The organism is Brevibacillus borstelensis, assembly GCF_003710865.1.
Classification (GTDB): Bacteria; Bacillota; Bacilli; order Brevibacillales; family Brevibacillaceae; genus Brevibacillus; species Brevibacillus borstelensis.
The window spans coordinates 1-18,542 of sequence record NZ_RHHO01000005.1 but is presented as its reverse complement, the minus strand read 5'-3'; the positions used below and the strand labels follow the sequence as shown (position 1 = coordinate 18,542).

23 protein-coding genes and 1 pseudogene are annotated in these 18,542 nt (G+C 51.4%); 14 read left to right on the top strand and 10 right to left on the bottom strand.

The annotated features are described in order from the left end of the window. Positions 1-35 precede the first annotated feature (35 nt). Positions 36-863, bottom strand: coding sequence for a sulfurtransferase (locus EDM54_RS02625; protein ID WP_122957728.1), 828 nt, complete (start codon positions 861-863; stop codon positions 36-38). 272 nt (positions 864-1,135) lie between these two features. On the opposite strand from EDM54_RS02625, the gene EDM54_RS02620 reads away from it, so the two are divergent. Genes EDM54_RS02620 through EDM54_RS02605 form a run of 4 tightly spaced genes read left to right on the top strand, consistent with a single transcriptional unit; the run spans position 1,136 to position 5,059 of the window. After that, positions 1,136-1,615 carry a DUF6530 family protein gene (locus tag EDM54_RS02620; protein WP_003387368.1) on the top strand — a complete coding sequence of 160 codons (480 nt, stop codon included), beginning with the start codon at positions 1,136-1,138 and terminating at the stop codon, positions 1,613-1,615. Between the two features lies 1 nt (position 1,616). Next, positions 1,617-2,825, top strand: coding sequence for an MFS transporter (locus tag EDM54_RS02615; RefSeq protein ID WP_122957727.1), 1,209 nt, complete (start codon positions 1,617-1,619; stop codon positions 2,823-2,825). 19 nt (positions 2,826-2,844) lie between these two features. Further along, positions 2,845-3,954 carry an AAA family ATPase gene (locus EDM54_RS02610; RefSeq protein ID WP_031931780.1) on the top strand — a complete coding sequence of 370 codons (1,110 nt, stop codon included), beginning with the start codon at positions 2,845-2,847 and terminating at the stop codon, positions 3,952-3,954. Continuing rightward, complete coding sequence (locus EDM54_RS02605) at positions 3,893-5,059, top strand: vWA domain-containing protein (RefSeq protein WP_238986180.1); 1,167 nt, start codon at positions 3,893-3,895, stop codon at positions 5,057-5,059. The genes EDM54_RS02610 and EDM54_RS02605 overlap by 62 nt, the downstream gene beginning before the upstream one ends. A gap of 162 nt (positions 5,060-5,221) precedes the next feature. Here EDM54_RS02605 and EDM54_RS02600 read toward each other — a convergent pair whose 3' ends face one another. Next, on the bottom strand, positions 5,222-5,464 hold the full coding sequence (locus EDM54_RS02600) for a hypothetical protein (protein WP_003387363.1): 243 nt from the start codon (positions 5,462-5,464) through the stop codon (positions 5,222-5,224). Between the two features lie 76 nt (positions 5,465-5,540). Then, the gene (locus EDM54_RS02595; protein WP_003387362.1) at positions 5,541-5,984 is read right to left on the bottom strand and encodes a DUF2621 domain-containing protein; all 444 of its coding nucleotides are present in this window, start codon (positions 5,982-5,984) and stop codon (positions 5,541-5,543) included. Positions 5,985-6,162: 178 nt separating this feature from the next. Here EDM54_RS02595 and EDM54_RS02590 point away from each other — a divergent pair, with 178 nt between their 5' ends. Next, a complete protein-coding gene (locus EDM54_RS02590) occupies positions 6,163-6,537 on the top strand; it encodes a hypothetical protein (protein WP_003387361.1) in 375 nt (124 codons plus the stop codon). 109 nt (positions 6,538-6,646) lie between these two features. Beyond that, entirely contained in the window at positions 6,647-7,606 is a 960-nt protein-coding gene (locus EDM54_RS02585) for a tetratricopeptide repeat protein (RefSeq protein ID WP_003387360.1), read from the top strand. Positions 7,607-7,910: 304 nt separating this feature from the next. On the opposite strand, the gene EDM54_RS02580 is transcribed toward EDM54_RS02585, so the two are convergent. Genes EDM54_RS02580 through EDM54_RS02570 form a run of 3 tightly spaced genes read right to left on the bottom strand, consistent with a single transcriptional unit; the run spans position 7,911 to position 10,499 of the window. Next, positions 7,911-8,717 (bottom strand): ABC transporter permease, encoded by an 807-nt coding sequence (locus EDM54_RS02580; protein WP_003387359.1) that lies wholly within the window; start codon positions 8,715-8,717, stop codon positions 7,911-7,913. After that, positions 8,698-9,501, bottom strand: a complete 804-nt coding sequence (locus tag EDM54_RS02575) for an ABC transporter ATP-binding protein (RefSeq protein WP_003387357.1) — start codon at positions 9,499-9,501, stop codon at positions 8,698-8,700. The genes EDM54_RS02580 and EDM54_RS02575 overlap by 20 nt, the downstream gene beginning before the upstream one ends. Before the next feature lie 5 nt (positions 9,502-9,506). Then, positions 9,507-10,499 (bottom strand): ABC transporter substrate-binding protein, encoded by a 993-nt coding sequence (locus EDM54_RS02570; RefSeq protein WP_003387355.1) that lies wholly within the window; start codon positions 10,497-10,499, stop codon positions 9,507-9,509. Positions 10,500-10,782: 283 nt separating this feature from the next. On the opposite strand from EDM54_RS02570, the gene rnz reads away from it, so the two are divergent. From rnz to EDM54_RS02550, 4 genes are all read left to right on the top strand, one after another. Then, positions 10,783-11,760 carry a ribonuclease Z gene (rnz, locus tag EDM54_RS02565; protein ID WP_003387354.1) on the top strand — a complete coding sequence of 326 codons (978 nt, stop codon included), beginning with the start codon at positions 10,783-10,785 and terminating at the stop codon, positions 11,758-11,760. A 24-nt stretch (positions 11,761-11,784) separates the two neighbouring features. Beyond that, a complete protein-coding gene (locus EDM54_RS02560) occupies positions 11,785-12,018 on the top strand; it encodes a hypothetical protein (RefSeq protein WP_003387353.1) in 234 nt (77 codons plus the stop codon). Between the two features lie 77 nt (positions 12,019-12,095). After that, positions 12,096-12,737: a YczE/YyaS/YitT family protein gene (locus EDM54_RS02555; protein WP_003387352.1), complete on the top strand. Its 642-nt coding sequence runs from the start codon at positions 12,096-12,098 to the stop codon at positions 12,735-12,737. A 132-nt stretch (positions 12,738-12,869) separates the two neighbouring features. Further along, complete coding sequence (locus tag EDM54_RS02550) at positions 12,870-12,962, top strand: YjcZ family sporulation protein (protein WP_024985180.1); 93 nt, start codon at positions 12,870-12,872, stop codon at positions 12,960-12,962. A gap of 76 nt (positions 12,963-13,038) precedes the next feature. Here the strand turns inward: EDM54_RS02550 and EDM54_RS02545 are convergent, their stop codons facing one another. Next, on the bottom strand, positions 13,039-13,269 hold the full coding sequence (locus EDM54_RS02545) for a stage VI sporulation protein F (RefSeq protein WP_003387351.1): 231 nt from the start codon (positions 13,267-13,269) through the stop codon (positions 13,039-13,041). A gap of 206 nt (positions 13,270-13,475) precedes the next feature. On the opposite strand from EDM54_RS02545, the gene EDM54_RS02540 reads away from it, so the two are divergent. After that, a complete protein-coding gene (locus tag EDM54_RS02540) occupies positions 13,476-14,426 on the top strand; it encodes a S8 family peptidase (RefSeq protein WP_122957725.1) in 951 nt (316 codons plus the stop codon). 92 nt (positions 14,427-14,518) lie between these two features. Here the strand turns inward: EDM54_RS02540 and EDM54_RS02535 are convergent, their stop codons facing one another. Continuing rightward, positions 14,519-14,860, bottom strand: coding sequence for a hypothetical protein (locus EDM54_RS02535; protein ID WP_031931783.1), 342 nt, complete (start codon positions 14,858-14,860; stop codon positions 14,519-14,521). A 49-nt stretch (positions 14,861-14,909) separates the two neighbouring features. On the opposite strand from EDM54_RS02535, the gene EDM54_RS02530 reads away from it, so the two are divergent. After that, the gene (locus EDM54_RS02530; protein WP_003387348.1) at positions 14,910-15,365 is read left to right on the top strand and encodes a DUF188 domain-containing protein; all 456 of its coding nucleotides are present in this window, start codon (positions 14,910-14,912) and stop codon (positions 15,363-15,365) included. Then, a complete protein-coding gene (locus EDM54_RS02525; RefSeq protein ID WP_052259722.1) occupies positions 15,362-16,027 on the top strand; it encodes a phosphatase PAP2 family protein in 666 nt (221 codons plus the stop codon). The genes EDM54_RS02530 and EDM54_RS02525 overlap by 4 nt, the downstream gene beginning before the upstream one ends. A gap of 17 nt (positions 16,028-16,044) precedes the next feature. On the opposite strand, the pseudogene EDM54_RS02520 reads toward EDM54_RS02525, so the two are convergent. Next, positions 16,045-16,925, bottom strand: a pseudogene (locus EDM54_RS02520) (LysR family transcriptional regulator). Positions 16,926-17,057: 132 nt separating this feature from the next. Between EDM54_RS02520 and EDM54_RS02515 the strand changes: the two are divergent. Continuing rightward, positions 17,058-18,281, top strand: coding sequence for an MDR family MFS transporter (locus EDM54_RS02515; protein ID WP_003387343.1), 1,224 nt, complete (start codon positions 17,058-17,060; stop codon positions 18,279-18,281). Here the strand turns inward: EDM54_RS02515 and EDM54_RS26740 are convergent. Continuing rightward, on the bottom strand, positions 18,276-18,542 hold a 267-nt coding region (locus EDM54_RS26740), incomplete at its 5' end, for a hypothetical protein (protein ID WP_221175475.1). The two genes, EDM54_RS02515 and EDM54_RS26740, sit on opposite strands and share 6 nt — an antisense overlap.

Below are 18,542 nucleotides of genomic sequence, written 5' to 3'. Positions count from 1 at the left end.
TCCCCTGAGAAAGGGCTTTCGGCCTCTTTTACCGGCTATTCATCTCCCGTAGCAACAGGATTGTTCTCATACGATACCCAATCGCTCCAGCTTCCGGCATACAGCTTCGCATCCGGCCGTCCCGCCGCGTGCAGCGCCAGCAGGTTGGTGCACGCTGTCACGCCCGATCCGCAGTACACGATGATCTCTTTCCCTTCAAACGCTTCAAACCGGCGTTTCAGCGCTTCTTCGGGGAGCATGCGGCCATCGGCTGACAAACTGTCTTTGTAAAAATAATGCAGAGCCCCCGGGATGTGACCCGCTTTCGGATCGAGCGTCTCCATTTCGCCGCGATAACGCTCTCCTGCTCGGGAGTCTAGGAGTGCCGTTTCCTTGCTGCGGGTTTCGACTCCCTTGCAGTCGACAAGCATGCTCGTCTGAATCCGCGGTACAAATGTCCGAGGCTTCGGTACGGGTATCTCGCTTGTGACGGGATATCCTGCGTTTTTCCAGGCAGCAAAGCCGCCGTCCAGTACAGCGACCTTGTCATGCCCGGCGTAGCGGAGGAGCCACCAGAGGCGCCCGGCCATAGACATTTCCTGGTCGTCGTAGGCGATCACCGTCACCTCCTGATCGATGCCGGAGCGAGAGAACAGGGAGGCGAGCTGTTCTTCGCCTGGGATAGGATGACGCCCGCCGTGCTGTTCTTTCGGTCCGGAGAGATCGCGGTTCAGATGAAAGTACAGGGCGCCGGGAATATGCTCCTCGCGGTATTGCTCTTCGCCCAGTTCAGGGTTGTTCAGAGCAAAACGGCAATCTGCTACCAGAATATTCGGATCGTTTGCATGATCGCGAAGCCATTGCGGAGTAACGAGTGCTTGCATATGTCTCCCTCTTTCTTTTTTCCTTCATCATAGCAGATGGGTCTTTTCTTCGGTACAATGTTTGTTGAACATATTGGACAGCTTTTTCAGGAGCAGGACACAGCCGTTTCGTACATGGCTGCGTCCTTTTTTTGTTTGCTAGCGCAAAGGGAGAATGATATTCCAAACAGAAAAACATTGACTTTTATAGACAATAAAATAAAATGTTTATCAAATAACAAACTTTAACTAAAAGTGTTTGTTTGTTAAAAGAACAACTTGGAGGGAGAAAAATGCAAATGCCAACGACTGCAGAACATAGGGCTGTTATCGTATCGGAAAACTATGATCGGATTGACGGCCGACTCGCCCGAAATACGGATGCAAAAGCCCTTTCGTTGGGGTTGTCACAACAGAACGAGAGAGGGAAGGCCGGTATTTTGGCCAAGGTATGGAGACACACGGGAGAAGAATGGTCAGAGCAATCGGAGGAGCTGCCGCTTCATCGCGTTCTTGATTTGTCCATTCTCGTCTGCCGGTCCCTTGAGCATTTTCGCGAAGCATACAGATTTGAGCATTTATACGATCCGCAAAAGCCCGTCATCGACCGGATTGGCTTGCAAGGGGACGCCATGAACGTGGCGATTTGCACAGACAATGAGAGGATTCATGAAGATATCAAGCAGTTCAGTCTGGCGCTGAGCCAGGACGATGAAATGATCGGCGAACGTCTCCGGATGTTGTCAAAAATTTTAAAGGATATGGGATACTGACATGTTGGCGAATCCATATGTACGAACGGTTATCCTCTCCCGCGTGCTGCTGCAGCTGGGAATTTGGATCAGGAATTATGCCGTGCTTCTTTATGTCACCGACCTGACAAAAAATGATCCCGTTTACGTATCGCTGATTGCGGTTGCGGAATTCGCTCCGATCTTTTCGTTTGGCCTTATTGGGGGGACCTTTGCCGACCGCTGGCGGCCGAAGCGGACGATGGTCTGGAGCGATCTTGTTTCAGCCTTGTCCGTCGGAGCTGTGATGCTTGTCCTCATGAACGGCGGGTGGATTCCGCTGCTCATCGGCACATTTATTTCTGCGAGCCTGTCCCAATTTTCTCAGCCTTCGGCGATGAAGCTGTACAAGCGGCATGTGCCGGCTGAACAACTGCAGGGCGTGATGGCGATGTCCCAAACGCTTGTCGCTGTCTTTATGGTTTTGGGACCGGTCATCGGCACGTTTATTTTCATCCAGTTTGGACTGCAAGCCTCTCTGATTTTGACGGCCGTTCTGTTCCTGGGCTCTTCCCTTGTATTGGCGACGCTTCCCAGTGACACGGACGAGCCGAACTCTGGCGATACCGGCAGCTTTAAAAAGGAGTTGCAGGCCGGACTTCGCTATATCGCCTCCAATCAATCCCTGCGGACACTCTGCCTGACTTTCTCGGCTGTCGGGTTGGCTTCAGGACTGACGCAACCGCTTCAAATCTTCCTAGTCATCGAGAATTTGGGACAGGACAAACAATTTTTGCAGTGGTTGGTAATGACCAATGGGGCAGCCATGCTGGCAGGCGGAGCTGTCATCGTCGGGATAGCCAAAAAGGTGAAGCCGCAGCTGCTGCTCATGGTAGGCTTGCTTGTCACGGCCGTATGTACGATCGGATTGGGCGCTTCTACGAAAATGGGGATGACGATTGTTTTATTGGTGATCAGCGGGTTGTTTTTCCCTTGTATTCAAGGAGGAATTCAGACGCTTATTGTCCGCAATACGGAAGGGGCATTTATTGGCCGGGTATCCGGAACGATCACGCCTGTTTTTATGGGAATGATGGTGATCGGCATGTTCGTATCCGGCTATCTGAAGGATGCGTTTTCCTTGTTTGCGGTATATGTGGCGAGCGGTGTCTTGATTATGATCGGCGCCTCAATGCTGCTCCCCCTCATAGCTCAGAAAAGGAGCTTGGATGAGAGGAGACCCGCATCATGACGATTGGAGGAAAAATGGGATGACTGCATATGGAGAATGTGTTTTGTCACCAGAAAGACAGCTGACCGATGCAGAAAAAAAGCTGATTTGGAAAAAGCCATGGACTCATAAGGTCAGCGAAGAAGAACGTCGCATCACGAATGAAGTAAAGCGCAACTGGAATCGCGGGGAAATGAAAATCGCCAACATATTGTTGGAAGGGGACGCCGGTTCAGGCAAGACACAACTGGCCAAAGCATTATCGGCGAATTTCGGGCTGCCGTATACGAAAGTGACCTGTTTTGCCGATATGGATAAATCGGATATTATCGGCGCTATTTTGCCGGTGATTTCCACGGAACGTTTAGACGAAATGGAGCCTTGGGAGCAAACGGCACTGCAGGCATTGTATGAAAGCGACGGCTTTCAAAGCGCAACGGAAGTTTTGACAGACGCGCTGGAGATTCCGCAGGAACAGGCAGCCTTGAAGATGAAGCAATTGCTGAGGCTGGCAGCGGAAAAAACGGATGGAGAAGCGGTGGAGTACCGATTTTACCCTTCGGAGATCGTCAGAGCCTATCAAAACGGGTACCTGCTGGAAATCCAGGAACCAAACGTGATTCGCGATGCTGCGGTGTTGATGGCATTAAACTCTGCCCTGGAGCTGGATGGCAGCATCAATCTGCCCACCGGGGTCATACACAGGCATCCCGATTTCATCGCGGTGATCACAACGAATCGCAGTTATGCGGGAACCAGACCGTTAAACGAAGCGCTGCGCGACAGGGTTCAGCATGCGGAAAAGATGGACCTGCCGACCAAAGAGGTCATGATCGAACGCGTAATGGCCAAAACCGGATTCCACGATGAAAAGGTGTTGGATACTTTAGCGGAAATCATTATGATCCTGGACAAAACCGCCAGAGCCAATGCGATCAAAGGCGTAGCGGGCATGCGTTCCTTCTTCTACTGGGTAGATGCGATTGCCGGAGGAGCTTTGGCGAAAGAATCCCTTTATCATAAGGTCATCTACAAGATCACAACCGATCCGGAAGAGATACTCATTCTGGAAGAGGCTCTGCTCAATCATGGTTTGCTTGCCAGTTTGGAAGAAGCCCGGATCGAACGTAAAAAAAAAACGGAAATCTGACGATGCGATAGAGATCAGGACATGGGGAGATATAGACGAGAGCGGTTTTGACACAGACAGCCATGCCGCGGAAAAGGGAATCGCATTGAAAAAATCTGCCGATAGTGACAAGAGCTCCTCGCGTGTCACAGACGATTCCGCCCATATCGAACGTACAGGTTTGGGCGACGATGGCTCTCCCACATATCATCAGACAAATCCTGAATCAATGTCAGAGGTTGAGAAACAAAAGGAACGCGATTTCCGCAAAAAGCTGAATCAAGACGCAAGAGCGGTGGTTTCCGATTCCATTCATAAAAAAGTAAAGCTCATTGTGCACCGTCCAGACTACGATCAGGAAGACCAGCAGGAATATGTCCGGCTCAGCAAGGAGCTCATGCCGACCGTGAAGGAAATTGCGAGAAAGACGCTTCCGTACTTGGAGCATGAGGTGTCCTCCGACTTTGCACGGAACCGTTGCTACGGCAGCAAATTTCAAGCAGAAAGCGTCGCTTACAGGGATTACAGGTATTTTGCCAAGAAACGGCCTCCAACAGAATCCCCTTCACTTGTCGTTGGTATCAGGGTCGATGAATCCGCATCCATGTCAGCTTTTGGGAGATTGGAAGCAGCCAAGCGCGCTGTCATCGCGGTATATGAATTTTGTCAGCTTTGCGATATTCCCGTATTGATCTACGGCGATACTGCGGATGTTTCCAAGCTGGAACAAATGTCGATTTTCGCATACACCGATTTTGATAAAAGGGATGCGCATGACCGATACAGGCTTATGAGGATTCGTGCGAGAAGCAATAACCGCGATGGAATGGCCCTGAGAATAATGGCCGAACGATTGGCCGTCTCGCCGCAACAGACAAAGCTGTTGATCAGCATAAGCGACGGTCAGCCCAAAGCAATGGATGAGTATACCGGAAGCTATGCGGTTGCTGACATGAAGCAGACAATCGAGGAATACGAACGGAAGGGAGTCATTTTTCTTGCGGCCGCAATCGGGCAAGACAAGGATGTGATTAGTGACATCTACGGAAAGGAAAGATTTTTGGATATTGCCAATTTGCATGAGTTTCCTGCAAAGTTGGTTCGGATTATTGCCCGTCATTTGTGATGACAGATGGCCCCATTTCAAATGAAAGGACCCTGCAGCCATTGCAGGGTCCTGATTTCATAAGGAAAGCGAATCAAGCAAAACAAATCGAACAGCATCTGCGTATAATAGCAGGCAAACATCTACGGTGCACGGGATCAACCAATTACCGCGTTTGCCAGCCTAGCTGCTGAAAAAACCGCTACGGCTGGAATGCTTCCGGCGGTAGTACGAATGGCCGTAAGACTTATGTCCGCGCCCGAAGAGGCCGCGATGACGGTAGTCGCTGCTGCTGTAGCGCTTGTACCCGCGATGTCCTCCTTTGAACAAAAAGCCTGCTCCTTTTTTGAGGAGGGCGAAAACAACGGCCACCACGATGACGATCAGCAGCAGGCCGATTCCGAGAATCGCTAACAGTACGGACATACACATCGTCTCCTTAGTAGAGCGGGATATCTACGTTTACGGCAGACCGGGCAAATGGTTTCAAGCTTTGGGTCGTCTACGAGCCCATGTGCAGGTACTTTTCGTATGGGGAGTAGTCGATTTGTTTTTTCTTGAGATGGTCGATTAAAAATTTGTGGTCCCGCTTTGGCGTCGCGAGTATGTAGCCTTTTACGATCAGATCCAGATCGATCGACGTCGCTTTCTCATCCAGGGCAAGCTTGCCGATTTTGGCAGCGATGCTGCGCCTGGCCACATCCCGAAACAGCTGAGGGACGGGTTCTACCAGTTCATTCAGGAGAGCCAGTCCGTCCTCCGTCCACATGGAGCGGGTTTGCTCGATATAGTAGTCCTGCCAGTCGAGTTCCGATTTGCCGTCCTGCTTGGGCATCGATTTCAGGAACTTGCGGAACATGAAGAAACCGCCGATTCCCATGAGCGAGACCAGGACAACCGTCCAGCCGACGATAAATACGGAGAATCCTGTGGACAATTGCGTCATGTTTGTACACCTCGTTCCAATCAATTACACTGGAAAAAGCCCTATCTAGAGAAGTGTATCGCATTTTTGCCTTTCCAACAAATCTTTTTGCATAAAAAGTCAAAGGCGCTGTTTGCTCTTCCCAAGTATGCATACTATTTAGTATGATTAGAATGAATCTCAGAAGGGGTTGACGCTCATGTTCAAGCTTGGACAACGTGTCGTCATCGTTGCTGACTCCTTTGAACAAGGTATGCCAATCGGAGAATACGGGTATCTCATCGGCAGAGACCGCAATCCGGACAGCGCATTTTCCTGGATTGTCCGTATTCCCAAGATCGATAAGCAGTACGCCGTAGTGGAGGATGACATCGCTCTGGAGGAGACTCTGCTGGAACAGGAAGCAGATCGTATCCAGAAAGAGGCCCTGCTTGACTTCGCATTGGCAACACGCAACGAAGCCCTGTTCCGTCAACTGATGGGTATTCAGGACGAAGCAGCGGAAAATGGCGAACCAGTGAAAGAATCAATGGAAGAATTTATCCGGAAAGTGAATATAAAAGCCTGGATTTAGGAACGGGAGACGAAGGAAGCGGGCGGTTTTCTATTACGGGAAATCGTTCGTTCTCTTTTGGGGAGATGCTCCTGTAGCTCCTTTGACCAAAAGAAAGAGAGGCTGTTTCATGTCAGAATTTGTGACCTTTACGAATGAGTTTGGCCAGACTGTGCAAATGTCGCGTGAGGACTATCAAAAGAAAGTGATTCCGCAAAATTTGGACAAGTACTGGGAGGACAAGGAAAAGCTGCGTGACTTTGCGATGGAGCTGGTCCGCGACAAGTTTCCCGTGCAGGCTGCCATTGCCGCTGACCGGCTGCTGGAATTGTACGGTCCGATTGAGTCCGCGCTCATTTTTCGGGCTGTCGTGCACATGCAGGCAGGGGAATACGATCGGGCCAAGAAAATGCTGCTCGACTGTCTCGAGCGTTTTCCGTCTTCAGGTACGGCTTGTACCAATCTGGCCAAGCTCTACGCCCTGGAAGGGGAGGAGGCAAAGGCCTTTGAGACGCTGGAAGCGGGACTGTTCAAAGATCCGAACCAGGAAAACGGCTTGAATATGTACGTGGAAAGCTTTTTGCAATTCAACAAGCGGGACGAGCTGCGCAAGCGCCTGGAAGCCCTTATGGCCAAAGAGGGGGCTTGGCGTCCCCATCTTCACATGGCCCGTTTGGCGATGACAGAGGAAAATCTTTTGAAGGCGATGCAGTGGTACAAGGAAGCGATCCAGCGGGCACCGGAAAAGGAAGAGGTCATCATGACGGTAACGGGAGAGCTGGGGCAAGCCGGGTACGTGTACCAGCTGATTCAGATTTGCGAGGAGTATTGGTCGCCTGAGGAGATTGCCTACCCGTTTACGGGCTTCAACTATGCCAATGCACTGCTGTCCACAGACCAAAAGGAAAAAGCGATCGCCGTCTTGCGCGAAATGCAGCAGCACATATCTGAGCAGTACAAGCCGATGATCGACCACTTTATCGCGAGGATACCCGGAGCTGACGAGGTGGAAGCGGCGATGAAGAAAAGCAGCCAGAGCGAACAGCCAGAGGAAGCGGGAAAAAAGAGCAAGTGGAAGTTCTGGCGATAGAGAAGCAGACAATGCGCCCGTGCCTGTGCCGGGCGCTTTCTGTTGGCACGGCGCCGACGCCGATGAACAGGATGATTGGAAAAATGATTGGTCCAAAAACGGATACAAATGACGACATATACGGCCCCTTCCATCTGTTGTTTGCATCAGTATAATCTGGATTTTATGATAGGTAAATTCTATTAAAACCATAATTATTATAGAAACTACCTATAACAGAGATGAAGTCGCTCGCTTTTTCTTCTGCCCATGTAAAAAACGGCGCTGCCCGCGATTTTCGCAAGCAACGCCGCTTTGCTGCCATCTATTTGAACTGGCTGGTGAGTCTCCTCTCGAGAAGCGCGACACCTTGATACATGAGTGTTGCGACGACTGCGATGATCGCGAGAGCCACCATGACCAGAGTAAAATTGAATACCTGGAAGCCGTAAATAATCAAGTAGCCGAGCCCCATTTTCGAGACGAGAAATTCACCGACGATCACCCCTACCCAGGAGAGGCCGACATTCACCTTCAAGGTTGAGAGGATGGCGGGGATGGTCGAGGGGAGAATTACCATGCGGAAAATCTGCCGCTTGTTCCCTCCGAGCGTTTGAACGACCTTGACGTAATTTTGGTTGACTTCCTTGAAGCTGGTGTAAATGACGATGGTCGTGATAATCACTGAGATCGCGCAGCCCATCGCGATAATGGACAACAGGCCGGGACCGAGGAAGACGATGAACACCGGGCCTAGCGCTACTTTAGGCATGCTGTTCAACACGACCAGATAAGGGTCGAGTACCCGGGAGAGGAATGGCGACCACCAGATGAGCGTGGCCAGCAGTGTTCCCAGCAGCGTCCCCAAGAGAAAGCCCACGACGGTCTCCCAGACGGTCATTCCGATATGGGGAAGGAGTCTGCCGTCCAGCAGTTGTGCCCAAAACAGCTCCCACATCTTGGAGGGATAGCTGAAAATGAGCACGTTGATGGCATTGATGCGGGCCAGCCACTCCCAGACACCGACAAAAACGACGAAGATCGACAACTGGGTTAAAAGAATCAGATTTCGTTCTTTCGCTTTCTGTTTGATGTGATCCCGGTGGATCGCTTCAATTTCCTTTGGTTGCATCGGAGACCACCTCCATCTCTTTCCAGACTTGATGGAACAGGTCCTGAAATCCAGGCAGGTTGCGGGCATCAAAGGGAAGTGCGCTGCGGATTTCTGCCGGGACAGCGACTTCACTGTTGATGCGTCCGGGATTGCGGGCAAGGATGTAGATACGGTCTCCCATCGCGATTGACTCCGACAGATCGTGTGTCACGAGGATGGCAGTCTTTTTGTGACGGCGCAAGGCCGAAAAAATCAGGTCCTCCAGCTTCAGCTTGGTCTGGTAGTCGAGTGCCGAGAACGGTTCGTCAAGCAGCAGAATATCAGGCTGACAGGCGAGTGTCCGCACGAGCGCCACCCGTTGACGCATGCCGCCGGAAAGCTGTGCAGGGTAAGAGTGGCGCACATCGGCCAGCTCCATCTCAGCCAGCAGATGCAGAGCGTAATCCTCTGTTTCTTTATTTCGGATTCCCTGAATGTCCAGACCGAGAAATACGTTTTCTTCGATCGTCCGCCAGTTGAACAGATAATCCTGCTGCAGCATGTATCCTACCTGGCGAGAGGTCCCCTGCACGCTGGCGCCTTCGATCAGCACCTTGCCGGCAGTAGGCTTCTCCAGACCGGCTATCAGCGAAAGCAGCGTCGTTTTTCCGCATCCACTGGGGCCGACCAGACAGATGAACTCGCCTTCCTCCACGCGCAGGTTGATGTCCCTGACCGCCATGAACGCCCTGGAAGTCGATACGTAGAGATGCGTGACGTGGCGTAGCTCAATCTTGGCCGGCGTAGAAAGAAGCTGGTTCATGTTTTTTACTTCCCTTCTTTAGCGGTTTTGGCAAAGGTGGTATTGACGAGCTTGGCGTAATCCATACGCTGCTTCAATTCACCTGCTGAGTCCATAATGTCCTGAAGCTGATTCCATTCGGTTTCGTCCAGGATCGGATCTGTCGCAAAGGAGCCTTGCTCCAGATAGCGCTTGATCGAGCTCTCCAGAATTTCCGGCTTGATGTCCTGGAAGTAGGGAGCGATTACCTCAGCTATCTCTTTTGGAGAGTGGGACGCTACCCATTGTTGCCCTTTATAGATTGCATTGGTAAACTTTTGAATAGCGGTTTGATGCTTGTCGAGGTAGCTTTGCTTTGTCATAAAGACCGTGTACGGCACAGTGCCGCTCTCCTTGCCGAACGATGCAACGACATGGCCGATCCCGTTCAGTTCAAACTGCGAGGCTTCGGGCTCGAACAACTGCACGAATTCGCCGGTTCCGGAGGCAAAGGCAGAAGCGACGTTTTTAAACTCGATATTTTGGATGAGCTCCAGATCCGCATGCGGATCAATCTTGTTCTTTTTCAGTACATACTCGCCGACCATTTGAGGCATCCCACCCTTGCGCTGGCCGAGGAAGACGCTGCCCTTCAATTGGTCAAACGAAAAGTTGTCGATTTTCTTGCGCGACACCAGGAATGTGCCGTCGGTCTGGGTCAACTGCGCAAAATTTATCACCGGATCTTGAGCACCCTGCTGGGCGACATAAATACTCGTTTCCGAGCCGACCAGGGCCACGTCGATCCCGTCCGATAGCAGCGCTGTCATGGTTTTGTCTCCGCCCCACGTCGTGCTCAGCTCTACTTCGAGACCCTCTTCTTTAAAGAAGCCCTTTTCGAGCGCAACGTATTGCGGCGCGTAAAACAGGGAACGGGTCACTTCGCCGATTCGGATTTTTTCTGTGCCCCCGGAGCAGCCGCTTATGATCGCGGTCAGTGCCAGGGAGGCAGCCAGACCCAATGAAAGTAAACGCTTCATCCTCAACCCTCCTGTCAGGTGGTTACCTGAACGATTGACAAATTTTCAACGGTTCGATAGGAACCAACGCCAACGGTACCTATCGGGTAAAGTCGCCGGCTGGGCTACAGAGCTCTGTTGCACCGTCGGCATGGATAAAACCTGTGCTTCGCAGCGAAGCTCCGCCAATAAACCTGGCGATGCCAAGTTTTTAATAACGTATGCGCCCAGAGAAAAAAGGGTGAATGCCCAATAGGCGGACAGGCACCGAAAGAAAAGAGAATAAAGGAGAACGTGAACAGACATGCAAGTAACGTTTTTAGGTACAGGTTCGGGTGCCCCTTCCACCAGAAGAAATGTAAGCGGAATCGCCCTCAGTTTTGACCAGAGCGCAAAATGGTGGCTGTTTGACTGCGGGGAAGGAACACAGCACCAAATCCTTCGCTCGCGGCTAAAGCTCAGTCAGCTTGAGAAAATCTTTATTACCCACCTTCACGGGGACCATTTATACGGGCTGATCGGTCTGCTCGCCAGCCGTTCGTTGCGAAATGACAGTGCTGCGTCGGTAGAGCTGTACGGTCCTCCAGGAGTGGAGCGATATGTCAAGGCCGTGATGGATGTTAGCCCCGTGCATCTGCATTATCAGCTCCATATCAAGATCATCGAAGAGGGAACGATTTTTGAGGACGGGGACTTTACCGTCGCCTGCAGGAAGGTTCAGCACCGGGTGCCAGCCTATGCCTATGCTGTTCACGAAAAGGAAAAGCCGGGTCCCTTTTTGGTAGAGCGGGCGAAAGCAGCCGGTATTCCGGCCGGGCCGCTGTACGCTGCTCTGAAACGGGGAGAACAGGTCATGCTTCCGGATGGACGAGTCGTCGACGGAAAAGATTTTGTCGGACCTTCCCAAAAGGGCAGGGCAGTTGTGTTCAGTGGAGATACGGAGCCCTGCGAAGCGGTCAAGGAGCTGGCCAGGAATGCCGACCTGCTCGTACACGAAGCAACCTATGCGTTTGCGGACAAGGAATTGGCGGTGAGGAGCGGTCACTCGACTGCCCGTGAGGTGGCTCAGCTTGCCAAGGAGGCTGGCGTAAAGAGCCTGTGTCTGACCCATTTCAGTCCTCGGTATGAAAATGAGGATGGCGATCTGACGATGGAGGATCTGCTCAGAGAAGCCCAGGAGATCTTTCCCGAGACGGCCCTTGCCAGCGATTTTGCCTCATTCTCCGTAAAACGGGAGAGAAACACAGTGGGAGAAATGGAGAAACCCTGCTATAATGAATGATCATCGCAAGAAAGAAGGGAAACCATGAAACGGGTAACCTTTGCTTCTGCACAGGAGCTGAAGGAATACTGTCTAGAGCAGGAGCTGTCGCTGGTAGTCGAGTACCGGGACGATCAGAACAAGCAGCGCCAGGTTATCTTGTCAGGCGAGAGGCTGGAAGAGGCCGGCATGTATTTGGACCGGCCAAAAGCTGAAGCTTATTTTCGAAAGGACGGCGTCTTTCACGAAGTCATTGCCGGGTGGCAGGATGGCGGATAGCGAATCACGGATTTTCTGACCCGCGAAGAAAGCAGATATCGGGAGAGGAAAGGTGAGCTGAGGTGTCCGGTATACGGATGGGCGGCCCCATCGTGGTTCGTTACGCCATGTTTGTGCTTGGATTGTTTATTGGTGCTTTTGGATGCGTACTGATGATCAAAGCCAATCTGGGGGTATCCCCCTGGGATGTGTTTCACATCGGTTTGCAAAAAACATTTGGGTTGACCATCGGACTCTGGTCGCAAATCGTCGGTGTCATTGTTATTTTCCTGTCGTTTGTATTGGCGAAAATCAAACCGACGTTTGGCATGTTTTTAAATATGATCTGCTTCGGACTCTTTTTGGATATGTTCCTGTGGATGAACATCATCCCTGAGGTCGAAGGAATCGTCCAGCGTGTCTTGATGCTGCTGACCGGACTCCTGGTGTCAGCCGTAGGGATCGGGATGTACCTTTCGCCGCGGCTGGGAGCAGGACCACGGGACAGCTTCATGCTGGCGATGAATGAACGGATGGGATGGAGTATCCAAAGAGTCCGGTTGATTATCGAAGTGAGCGTTCTGCTGGCGGGAGCTGCTCTCGGTGGACCGGTATCGGTAGGGACCGTTCTCGTGGCTGTACTGACGGGACCGCTGATTCAACGGACGATTCCGTTCTGGCAGCAGGTGATGCAAAAGCCATATGGTATGGCAGAGCCGCTGCACCGCAAGGCAAGCTAGACCAAGAGAGAATACGCACAACTGTCAAAAGATGAGGGATATGCGGGTAACGTGATTGGGCAATAGTCCAATCACGTTTTTTGTTATGTACATACCATATGAGTAGTTTGTCGACAAAGGAGGGTGAATGGATTGAGTCTGTTCAAAGGCAACTTTGACGATTTCTCTTTGGTTCTTGTCCTCTTCGTGTTGCTGGCTATTGTCGGTTGTTCGTGCGACGACTAACGGACAGGGAACATTCGGTTCGGGTCAGAACCAAAAAGGAGAGCAGCTCATGCTCTCCTTTTTGGATTCCTTTTTCCTAGAGACCTGGCAACCGTTCCTTTACCTGCTTGCGGACTTTGGAAATCTGTTTGTCTGACAGCTTGATGCCCACCGCTTTGCTTACTTTTTTAATCAGTTTCTTCAGCTTTTTGTCATCCTTGAAATCTTTCTTTTTGTACCCTTTTGCCAGTGACTTGACGTCGCTCATGCTCAGTTTCTTCTTGCTTTTTTTATTCAATTTCTTCAACAAATCTTTTGTTTTGGCCATCGGGTTTCGTCACTCCCTTTCCCATTTGTCTGCTAGAAGGCAAAACCGCCCCATTTGCAGTCATATGGCAGCCAAGACAAAGATGTATGGACAAAAGCGGATACATGGACGCCCAATTTTTTTCGTCTGTGTATATACCCAACCCACCCACTCCGCGAATACATAAGATGATGCAGACATTTGTCACGATAGGAGGAAAAAGTGGGTTGAAAATCATCTCTTTTCATCCAAAGCAGCCGTTCCCCAAGATTTTGTCCGAGTTGCAGGAGAGGGTGTCCCGCCTCTCAGTAAAACAGCCGTGGAACTGCTATCATGATTTGTCCTGTCTTTGCGTCAGGCAGGATATGTTCGAGCTGTTTGAGGAAGAGTTCCGCAAATACAATCCCCATGTTGAAGAGAATGCCACAGTCACCGTGCACGCAGAAGACGAGGCGCACGGTGAAGACGAAGTGCCATGGGGAGTCAAGTACATCGGTGCCGAACGCATGTGGAGAAAGGGCAGGGGAAATGGAGTCAAGATTGCTGTAATTGATACAGGCATCGCCCGGGACCATTTTGAATTAAAGGATCGGGTCAAGGGCGGCGTCAATCTGGTGGGAGGAAAGCGGAACGGCCATGGTACCCATGTAGCGGGTATCATTGTGGCGGAGATGAACCATACAGGGATCGTCGGGGTTTCTCCGGAAGCGGACCTGTATGACGTGAAAGCCTTTCGCGAGGATGGAACGGCTTCATTATCCGATATTATCAGAGCCTTGAACTGGTCGATTGAAAACGAGATGGATATTGTCAATATGAGTTTTGGAATGGGACAGTACAGCGAAGCATTGGCCCGGCTGGTCAAGAAAGCATCGAAGCGGGGGATTGTCATGGTCGCTTCTGCCGGGAACAACGGAGGAGAGGTGGAGTACCCGGCCAGGTACCCTGGAGTGATTGGAGTAGGTGCGATTGACCGAAACGGCAATCTGGCAGACTTCAGTGCACGGGGAAAAGGGATGAACATGAAGGCGCCAGGCGTGGAAATCTTGTCGACATGGCCGGGGGACAGCTTCCGTACACTGAACGGGACCTCGATGGCTGCACCGCATGTCACCGGCATGCTTGCGTTAAAGCTCGCCCGCAAGAAAAAAAGCAGGGTGCAGGCGGCAGGCAGCTAAGGGGATTTTTGAAAACGTGACAGCAAAAAAAAAAGAAACCGGGTCGCATAGAGTACGGATGCAGCCCGGTTTCTTTGTGTGCCCGCCCGGATTTACCCATGAATCTTGGTGTCGTAGTCTTGCTGTACGCGGAACCATATATTAAGATCGTTAATGATACTCGCTATTTCGTGGATTTCCGAGTTCAGCTGACAGGAGCGGGGGAAATCCTCTTCGACATCCAACTGTGTCTGTTTTTCTATGATCATCGCTTCCAGCTTGATGATGCGATCTGGGATCGTGGAACGGATTTCTTCCCACTCCATCAGGATGTCTGCCCTTTCACCTGGCGAATACTCTTCCCAGTCGTGCTGAAGGGCGGGAAGACGAATACCCATCCGTTCATCGTAGACAAATTCGTAACGCAAAGGTACATTCACTCCTCTCACGTCCATCGTATCAAAAAAGGAGAAGGGGGGAAAGTGTGAAAAGAGGTGCAGGCATATGAAAGAAAAGCGGGTGCTGATCGATGCCGACGCTTGTCCCCGTCAAGCCTTGGCTATAGCCAGAACGCTATGTGCGGAAAGGGGCTGGCGATGCATCACCTTTGCCAGCTTCAATCATCAATTGACCGGTGCCGATCACGTCACAGTCGATGCCGGACCACAAGCCGTTGATATGAAACTGGCCAATGAAGCAGAGCGAGGAGACATCGTAGTCACGCAAGATATCGGCCTTGCCGCATTGATTTTGGGAAAGCGCGCAAAGGCGGTTTCACCGCATGGAACAATATTTCATTCAGAGCGAATTGCCTTCCACCTGGAAGAGCGCAATGAAAAAGCCCGGTATCGCAGAGGCGGCGGGCGTACAAGAGGTCCAGCCGCCAGAAGCGCCCAGGATGACGAGCGTTTTGCGGAAGCGCTGAGAGCGCTGATGGACGATGGGGGGGAGATTGGATGAAACAGAACAGTTCAAAATATTTGTGGGGCGCAGCCGTCTTTTTTCTTATTGCAGCTGCTCTTGTCTCCGTTTATTTCCAGGATGGTTTCGGAGCGTTTGACCAGGCAGGTTTCGCATTGGCAAAGGAGGCGCGCTCTGATGAGCTGACGATAGTGCTGACAGTGTTGACGGGTTTGGGAGGGACCAAGGCGATCGTCGCGCTTAGCGGACTTCTCGTCCTGTGGCTGTACTGGAGAGGCTACCGCCGTGAAGCGGTCATCGTGGCGATTGTCATGCTGGGGGCGGCCTGTATGAATGAGTGGATGAAAAATTCGTTTGCGAGGGAACGTCCAGTCGGACATAATCTGATTGCCAGACCGGATTCGTATTCCTTTCCCAGTGCCCATGCCATGGTCAGTTCGGTTTATTATGCGATCCTGGCGTCGCTGCTGCCGCTTATGATCCCTCGGAGTTGGGCCAAATGGGCAGCGCCGCTGCTTTATCTGTTGATTGTCGCCATTATTGCAAGTCGTGTCTATCTGGGAGTTCATTTTCCGAGCGATGTGACGACCGGTGCTTGTTTCGCGGCAGGCTGGTACTTTTTGTTCCGATTTGCACGTGCAAAATGGGGAGAGGCGGGCAAAGCATCGTACTACCCGACGTTTGCCTCCTCGCAAAAGTGAGCTTCCGAGAGACTTGCTTAAATGGAATAGCCGAATTCTTTCATCAGGCTCAGCCATTTTTCCACGCTGGGCTTGTTTTTTTTGTCCTTTGGCAGCACGATGTATGCCGAGCGCTTCGGCGGCTTGCTGCCGACAATCACCATTTCCTTGAGCGTCCCGGCAGCGAGGTCGGCTTTCACCGTAGAACGGGTAAGCAGACTGACGCCAAGACCTTCCTTGACCAGATCGATCGCCAGCTCCGCTTTGTCCACATGCAATTTGGGGACGTAGTTGCGAGGCAGAGTCTGACGAATCCATTCGTCAAACGGAGGGCCCCAGTTGACGTACAAGAGCGGCAAATTCCGAAGCTCCCGGGCGTCTATGTGAGTCGCCGCCGTCACAGAGTCGCCAGCCTTGCAGACGAGAACGATCTCGTCTTCCCATGTGGGGATCACCTCGAAATTGGGCAGGGAAGGCGGGATATAGACAATGCCGATCTGGATCATGTTATCAAGCAAATATTGGATGACATCGGAGGAGTGCCCGGTTTTGGTGCTGATGGCAATTTGCGGATAGCGATAGTGGTACTCCTTCAAGATCGGTTCCAGGGTCGATGTCCAGATGGCATTCAGGCTGCCGATGGAAAGGTAGTCTTCATAGGGCTGCAGAGAAGCTACTTCGCTCAACGCTTCATTTGCCAGCTTGAGAATGCGTTCGGCATAGGGGAGCAAGGTAAGGCCGCCTGAGTAATCTCGACGCTTCTCTTGTCCCTCGTAAACAGAGGTTTGCCTACTTTTTCTTCCAATTGCTTGATGCGCATCGTTACCGTGGACTGGACCAGATGCAGCATTTCGGCAGCCTTGGTAAAGTTCTTGGTTTGGGCGAGTGTATAAAAAGCCCGCAGTTGTTCAAAATCCATTCACTTCTTCCCTCTTATCTAGAGAATTGATAACTCTATACAAAAAGAATCGTTTCTCAAATTATACCTTGCTTTGTAAGCTGAAGGTATCTTTATTTGCTGGACCGGAAAACAGGAGAGTGAGTGGTTGAAATGAATCGGGAGATATGGAGAGAAACCCCGGTCTCCGTCAAGCTGCTGCTGGGAACTTCTTTCATGATGAATCTGGGCTTTTATGCGTTGATTCCTTACCTGACTCTGCATCTGACGGGCAGCATCGGCTGGACGGTTGCCATGGCTGGACTGGTGCTGAGTGTACGGCAATTTTCGCAACAGGGCTTTGCCTTTTTGGGCGGGGTCGTAGCCGATAAATTCGGCTACAAGGGAACCATGGTACTGGGACTGTGGATACGGGCCATCGGCTTTGCCATGTTTGCGTTCTGTACGGAAACGTGGCATTTTTTTGTCGCAGCGATTTTGTCGGGGCTGGGAGGCTCTTTGTTTGATCCTGCAGGTTCTGCCGCCTTTGCAGTCCTTACGCCAGAATCGATTCGCAAAGAAGTATTTTCACTGCGAAACGTATTGACCAATATCGGGATCGTCGGGTCGCAAATTGTCGGTACGGCGTTGGCTACCGTTGACTTTACGTATTTGTCGCTGTTTGCCGGCGGGATGTTTGCCGCAAACGGGCTGCTCGTGCTGTTTTTCCTGCAGCCGATCGCCGCGAAAAATACGACTCACAGCATCTGGAGCAGTATGTCCCACGTCATCAAGGATAGCCGTTTCGTGCGCTACACCATGATCCTGATGGGGTATTACTATTTGAATATGCAGTTGTTTCTCACCATCCCGCAATTGGTGGAGGATGTGACACATCAAAAGGCCGATGTAGGGATCGTGCTGTCCGCGATTTCTCTTTCCGTCATTTTGCTGCAGATGAAGGTGACGAAGTGGCTCGAAGGGTATACGCAGCGCTTTACGCTGATCGGCATCGGGACACTGGTAATGGGTGCCGGGTTGTTTTTGCTCGCCTTTGCTGATAACCTATGGATGTTAATCATCAATGCCTTTCTGTACGCGCTAGGTACCATGATCGCCGTACCTAACCTGGTGGAAGTGGTTCCTCGCTTGGCGCCTCGGGAGCATGTCGGCGCCTACTATGGATTTAACGGATATGCTCTCGCAATTGGCGGGTCTTTCGGGCAGCTTCTCGGGGGCTGGGTATATGATACTTCCCGCCAGTTGGGAGCCCCATGGCTGCCGTGGACGATTTGTCTGGTGGTCGGCATCGGAGTCGCTTGGCAAATGTACCGGATGGAACATGCCGTACAGACGGACGAAAGCGGAAAGAGCTGTACAAAAGTGGCACGTTCATAAAATTGTATAGAAGTTGAAACATTTTCCATTTGTCATTCGTATATAACGGTAGAGATGGTTGGCAATAGAGAAATGGAGGGAATCGCAAATGGAAGACATGAATAAGGTTAAACGCATGCTGCTGGTAGCCAGTTCCCTTGGGTTTGCCGTCTTTGCCATGGTGGTCATAACTGAAATCGTTCGTTTGTCGATGTAAACGTAAATGACGAAAAGCTTGCGGCTGTGGGTGGCCGCAAGCTTTTCTTTTTGGTGCGCCCAGCA